At 71.2% G+C, this 6,114-nt stretch carries 7 protein-coding genes; 4 read left to right on the plus strand and 3 right to left on the minus strand.

Annotation, left to right across the window (positions count from 1 at the left end):
• Positions 1-690: 690 nt before the first annotated feature.
• Complete coding sequence (locus ACFWPT_RS40525) at positions 691-1,011, plus strand: STAS domain-containing protein (RefSeq protein WP_380488031.1); 321 nt, start codon at positions 691-693, stop codon at positions 1,009-1,011.
• A 128-nt stretch (positions 1,012-1,139) separates the two neighbouring features.
• Here ACFWPT_RS40525 and ACFWPT_RS40530 read toward each other — a convergent pair whose 3' ends face one another.
• The 3 genes from ACFWPT_RS40530 to ACFWPT_RS40540 form a co-directional block, all read right to left on the minus strand.
• Positions 1,140-1,520: a CBS domain-containing protein gene (locus ACFWPT_RS40530; protein WP_380488033.1), complete on the minus strand. Its 381-nt coding sequence runs from the start codon at positions 1,518-1,520 to the stop codon at positions 1,140-1,142.
• Positions 1,521-1,681: 161 nt separating this feature from the next.
• The gene (locus ACFWPT_RS40535) at positions 1,682-3,229 is read right to left on the minus strand and encodes a DEAD/DEAH box helicase (protein ID WP_380488035.1); all 1,548 of its coding nucleotides are present in this window, start codon (positions 3,227-3,229) and stop codon (positions 1,682-1,684) included.
• Between the two features lie 365 nt (positions 3,230-3,594).
• A complete protein-coding gene (locus ACFWPT_RS40540) occupies positions 3,595-3,798 on the minus strand; it encodes a cold-shock protein (protein ID WP_030918248.1) in 204 nt (67 codons plus the stop codon).
• 519 nt (positions 3,799-4,317) lie between these two features.
• Between ACFWPT_RS40540 and ACFWPT_RS40545 the strand changes: the two genes are divergently transcribed.
• From ACFWPT_RS40545 to ACFWPT_RS40555, 3 genes are all read left to right on the plus strand, one after another.
• Positions 4,318-4,545, plus strand: coding sequence for a hypothetical protein (locus tag ACFWPT_RS40545; RefSeq protein WP_380488038.1), 228 nt, complete (start codon positions 4,318-4,320; stop codon positions 4,543-4,545).
• A gap of 337 nt (positions 4,546-4,882) precedes the next feature.
• Positions 4,883-5,170: a hypothetical protein gene (locus ACFWPT_RS40550; RefSeq protein ID WP_380488040.1), complete on the plus strand. Its 288-nt coding sequence runs from the start codon at positions 4,883-4,885 to the stop codon at positions 5,168-5,170.
• 92 nt (positions 5,171-5,262) lie between these two features.
• A complete protein-coding gene (locus ACFWPT_RS40555; RefSeq protein ID WP_380488042.1) occupies positions 5,263-5,625 on the plus strand; it encodes a hypothetical protein in 363 nt (120 codons plus the stop codon).
• Positions 5,626-6,114 lie beyond the last annotated feature (489 nt).

Raw genomic sequence — 6,114 nt, forward strand, 5'->3', positions numbered from 1 at the left:
CATCATCATCCTCGAAGACCAACTCGAAGAAGCCCTGCGCATCAACGAACAGCTCCGCCGCGACGCCGGACAGGAACCCGCAGCCGACACCTGACCCATCTACCAGGGCGACGAGACCGGCCCGCGGTGAGCACAATCAGCCGCACACCGCAGGCCGCCCAGGACCCGAGTTCCCCGGCGTCCCCGATAGCCGGCCGACCGTTGTCCACCGGCACGGCCGGCCGACACCCTGCCTCACTAGCGCGGACCGGCCCCGGGGTCGCCCGCTACGGCGGCTCGCCGCCCTGTCGAAGTACACGCGCGGGACGTTCATCCACTCCCGTTCCGCCCGGGTCGCGACGCGCGCCCCGCAGCGTGGGCCCGAGCCCGGCCCACTTCCCGCCGACCGGACCGAGCCCACGCTTCCACCGGTCTCGGCCGGCGCCCCCGACCAGGGCTAGAGTCCCCACCGGGCGAGAGACGGCTCAGGAAGGGGCCCCGAGGCCACTTCGCGTGGTCTGTCGGCCCGATAGCGCCGGCCCTTGGGACCGGATCGCTCCGACAGTGTGCGCAGCGCGCAACTTCCTTACCAGTACCTGGGCCTGACTGCTGGTTGGCCGCGGTTCGCCTTGCGCTGAGCGGGTACTCCTTGCGGAGTTCGATCATCCCCCTGCCTTCGACATCCGCCTGCGACCGGGAACGGACGGCCACGTGCTCGACGCGGTGGGCGAACTCGACCAGGACACCGGCCCACTCCTGAACGCCGCCGTTGACTGCGCGCTGGACACGCCTTCCGTCCTGCGGGAACTGGTGATCGACATGTCCCAGGTGGTGTTCTGCGGCTCCGGCGGCCTCAACGCGCTCATCCGCGCCCACCTGAAAGCCCGCGAAACGGGCACGGTAGTCCACCTGCTGAACCCGACCGGTCCTGTAACGGCCCTGCTGCGCCGCACCGGCGCGGACCGGGTGCTGCAGGTGAGCCCCGGCCCTGCGGAGACCGCTTCCGCGCAGGAGGATTCCAGGATCGTGTGACGCCCCGCAGCCCGGGCGCATCCACTGCCGGTAGAAGGCAGCCGACGCTGAGGGCAGGGGCCGAAGCGGCGGCGAAGCGCGCGGTGGGCGAATCATCGGCGGCTGGCGTGTCGGCGCCGACAGGCGGTTTAGAGGCTGATCAGGCCGATGGCGTGGCAGCCGTGGTCGACGACCAGCCACACGGCCAGGCCGCGGGAGCGCATGGTGGTTGCCGCGGTGGTGGCGGGCATGTCGGGGGTGGCGTACGGGGCGCGGTCGAGGACGATGTCGCGGACCGGGGTCCGCTCGGTGTACCAGGACCGGGCCTGGAACGGTGCCAGGTGCAGGCGGGTCAGCAACCCCGCACAGCGGCCGTCGTCGTCGCGGACCAGGAGGTGGTCGGCGCCGGAGCTCTGCAGGATGTCCATCGCCGTGTCGACCATGACGTCGTCGCTGATCTGCAGTTCCGGAGATTTCATGAGGTCGCCCACCGTGACGGTGGTCGCGGAGCGTTCGAGGGTGATGGTCATGGGCGGACTCCTTCGCGTGTCCACCGCCGGGACCGGCGGCGATCGGGGCACTGGCGATGGGACGGCCGGCGGGTGCGCCGGAGCGGGCCGGGACACTTGCTCTCCGCCTGGTGGGCGGTGGAGGCCCGGACCGCGGCGGCGGTCCGGGCCCCTCGTACGTGCTAGGCGGCCAGGGCGACGCGTCGGGGTGCCCGGCGGCGGCCGGAGGAGCCCTGGTTGTCGCGGCCGGCGGCGGTGGCGCGGGTGTCGGTTCCTGCGTAGGCGGGGCGGCTGCGCCGGTTTCGGCTCGTGGAGGTGCTGCGGCGGGGGCGTTCGACGACGGGCGCAGGGATGGTGGTGGGGATGCCGGTGGGCACGCGGGCTCCGGTGATGCGGGCGAGCTCCTCGTCGCCGGCGCTGACGCGGGTGGTGACGGGGGTGATGGCGGCGGTGGTCATCATGCGGGCCATCTCGCGGCGCTGGTTGGGCAGGACGAGGGTGACGACGGTGCCGGACTCCCCGGCCCGGGCGGTGCGGCCGCCGCGGTGCAGGTAGTCCTTGTGGTCGCTCGGCGGGTCCAGGTTGACGACCAGGTCGAGCCCGTCGACGTGGATGCCCCGGGCCGCGACGTTGGTCGCGATCAGCGCGGTGACCTGGCCGGTGCGGAACTGCTCCAGGGTGCGGGTGCGCTGGGGCTGGGACTTGCCGCCGTGCAGCGCCGCGGCCTTCACCCCGTTCGCGAGCAAGTCTTCCACCAAGCGGTCGGCGCCGTGCTTGGTGTCGGTGAACATGATGACGCCGCCGTCGCGGGAGGCGATGTGGGCGATCGTGGCGTTCTTGTCGTAGTTCTGCACGTGCAGGACGTGGTGCTCCATGGTGCTGACCGCACCCGCGGACGGGTCGACCGAGTGGGTGACCGGATCCTTGAGGAAGCGGCGGACCAGGCGGTCGACGTTGCGGTCCAGGGTGGCGGAGAACAGCATCGTCTGGCAGCCCTCGGCGACCTGGTCGAGGAGTTCGGTGACCTGCGGCAGGAAGCCCATGTCGGCCATCTGGTCGGCCTCGTCGAGCACCGTGATGCCGACCCCGTCCAGCTCGCAGTCGCCGCGCTGGATCAGGTCCTTGAGCCGGCCGGGGGTGGCCACCACGACCTCCGCCCCCTGGTTCAAGGCGTGGGCCTGGCGGCCGATCGACATCCCGCCCACCACGGCGGCCATGCGCAGCCGCACCGCGTGGGCGTAAGGGGTGAGGGCGTCGGTGACCTGCTGTGCGAGCTCGCGGGTGGGGACCAGGACGAGCGCCAGCGGGCGGCGGGGTTCGGCGCGCCGGCCGGCGGTGCGGGCCAGCACGGCGAGGCCGAACGCGATGGTCTTGCCGGAGCCTGTGCGGCCTCGTCCGAGGACGTCCCGGCCGGCCAGCGAGTTCGGCAGCGTCGCGGCCTGGATCGGGAACGGCGTGGTGACGCCCTGGCGGGTCAGCACCGACAGCAGGGCCTTGGGCATGTCCAGTTCGTCGAACGCTTCAACGGCCGGCAGAGCCGGGGTGGTGCTCACCGGCATCGCGAACTCGCCCTGTGCGGAGGAACCCTGACGGGCGCTGCGGCCGCGGGCGGGCCTGTCGCCGTAGAAGGAGCTGCCGCCGGAGCGGGATCCGTAGGCGGCGCCGGAGCGGGAGGAGGCCGAGGAGCGGGAGTTGGCGTTCTGGTACGGGGAGCGGCTGGAGCGGTTCATGTGAAACCTTCCTGGGTCGGCACGTCGCGAGGCGGCTCCGCAGCGCGGGGCGCCAGCAGGAGGTCGCGAGGGAACGGGCCGAAAGTGTGAAGCGGGGCGTGGACGGTGAAACCGTGCGGCACGTCACCTTGAGGTCGGCGCTCACCGCGCGGGGCGGGAGCGAAGATCCTCGAACCGTGGGTGTCACGGCAGGGCGCCGATCCGGACGCGGCGCCGAGCGTCTCGCGTGGGGATGGCCGCCGGTGGCGGAGCCAGGGGCCTGAACGGCCGGGGAATGCGCGTGGCGCAATGCCGAGGGGCCCGCACCGGGCATCGTGTACGCGGTGCGGGCCCCTCGCTGCTTGGCGGGTGCCGTGGCAGAAAAACTACAGCGGGCGAATGTTCTCGGCCTGCGGGCCCTTCTGGCCCTGCGTGACGTCGAACTCGACCTTCTGGCCCTCGAGCAGCTCACGGAAGCCGTTGGCGTTGATGTTCGAGTAGTGGGCGAAGACGTCGGGGCCGCCACCCTCCTGCTCGATGAAGCCGAAGCCCTTTTCCGCGTTGAACCACTTCACAGTGCCATTAGCCATAAAGAAATCTCCTTCAAGGGGCTGTCCGAAGCACACACAGTGCGGGCTCCGAGTCGCCGCGATGAGCACCCACCCGGGGAAGAGCCGGGAAACAAAAAGGGCGCCTGCGACACATCAGCAGGCGCACACAAAGTTCATGGGAACCACTACTGCAACTAAGGAGACTCTAGCAGGCCCAGACCCGCCACGGGCAGATATTTCACCCCCGGCTCTGCGGAACCCCCTTGCGGGGCCCCGGCCGCGAGGCGACCGGACCGCCAACACGGCTGGCGAGGAGCCTGGTTGGGCATGCGCACCTGCCCCTACGGTACCGGCCACCGGTCCTCCCCGGGAGCGGAGAGTCGCGCGGGAGCCGAGCGCCCGCCCTTCCCGCGGCAGACCCGCGAAAGCGACGCACCACGCCCACCGGCGCCATCCGAGACCATTGTGGACGGCTTGCGCGAAATTCCTGCCGTAGCTCCGAAATCGAGTGCGCCGAACAAGGCCCGATCCCGCGATTTTCGGCGCATACTGCAGGGAATGACGAAATCTGCAGCAGTTCGCCGCGTCCTGCCCACCAGGCCCTTCACGGCCCGGCTCGAAGCGCCGCGCAAGCACTTCGCCGTCGGCGACCGCGTCACCCACGACCAGTACGGTCTCGGCCGGGCCGTCGGGGTCGAAGGTGACGGCGACATCGCGGTACTCGTCGACTTCGGATCGGGGCGGGAACGCATCACCCAGCCCTATGCCGCGATGTTCGGACTCTGAACCCAGGGCGCACGCGGTTCCCAGCCGGGAACACCGCAGTGCACACGGTGCGCCCCTGGACCGACGCGCCAGTGCGCCGTCCAGGGGACGCACGCCCCGGCCAGGTCGAACGGACATCCGCCGATCCGGCTCCGGAGCCTCACCGGCAATGGCCGGAAAGACATGTGACGATCCGCCGTTGACGGCCGGCAGCGGGCTGGGCAGGCGATAAACTCCGCGCGTGGATGACAAACATCTGTTTGAGTCCGTCTGTGCCGTGCTCCCCCTCCGAGGGTTCGAGCCGGCACCGCCCCATGCCGCCGGACTCTCCGCCCGGCAGCGCCCGGGGACCGGCTTGGTGCTGACATGGAGTCCGGGCCAGGACCTGATCGGACCCACCCTCCACGCCTGCCCGCATCCCGCCGACGCCGCCGGGCGCACCGAGTTCCGCGGCATCCGCAGCGCGCTGATACTGGCCCTGTCGGAGATCCTCGGCGCTGCGGGCTTCACCGTCACCTCTCTCGGAGTCGACCTGCTCGTCACCGCCGGCCCGCACGATCCGGGCGCCGCCCCGGCCCTCACGGCTACTCCCACCTGCCCTGCACCGCGGCGCAGCCGACCGGCACGTCAGGTCGCCGCCGCGTAGCCCCCGGCCGCGCGGCCGGCGCGAGGTCCGTGGCTGCCATGACCGCTGCCCAGGCCCGTGGGTCACGGAGGCAATGTCCTATTCTGGTGGGCATGTCGAACCCTGACGGGCTGCTCGTCGACATCGCGGCGATGGTCGAGTCCGAGCACAGCAACCAGATGTCCCTGACCGTGGTGGTCCCCGGAGCGGTGATCACTGGAAGGCTTGCCCCGGTGACGCTGTGGTGGGAGCGGGTGGCGGAGGTCCTCCAGACCTCGGAACACCTGAAGCCGTTCGCCGCCCTCTTCGCCCCGCCCCTCGACGGCCCGCCCGCACGGCCGACCCATCTGCATCTCCACCGGGCGAAGATCCTTCAGGGCGACTTCGCACTGCCCCACACCGGCGGCATGTACCGCATCGCCATCGAAGACGTCAGCAGCTGGACCATCGGCGACCTCGGCTACTCCGACTCCTGATAGCGACGGCAGGCCAAGTGGCCGCCTGGCTTGGCGTCATACGTCCGCACAGCAAGGAGATGCTGAGCGCGTTGAGCAGGGTGCAGACCACTGGTCCGGGTGCCGTGGAGCCGTCGGCCGGCTCCGGCCAGCGAGACGACGGGCACGGCGGGCGGGCGGAAGGCGCCGACGCCCCGGGCGGTGCCGCCCATCTCGGAGCGGACCATCCCGAGCACCTGTCCGCGGCGGCGTCCGGCCCGGCCGCGCCCTCCAGCCGCCACGTCCTGTACCGCGCTGCGGTGTCACTGTTCGGGGTGAGCAGAGCGTACAGCGCGAGGTCGTCCCATCTCTCTGGCGCCTGCGGCGGGCGGCAGTACGGCTGGAGGGGACTGCAGGCCGGGAGACCTGCCGGTCCGTCAGGTGTCGGCTGCGGGTTCCTGTCCGGCGTCGCGGCGGAGCTGTTCGTTGATGCGCAGGGCTTCTTCGAGTTGGTCTTCGAGGATGATGATG

The sequence above is a fragment of the Kitasatospora sp. NPDC058478 genome, assembly GCF_042720345.1.
In the GTDB taxonomy this organism is placed as follows: domain Bacteria; phylum Actinomycetota; class Actinomycetes; order Streptomycetales; family Streptomycetaceae; genus Kitasatospora.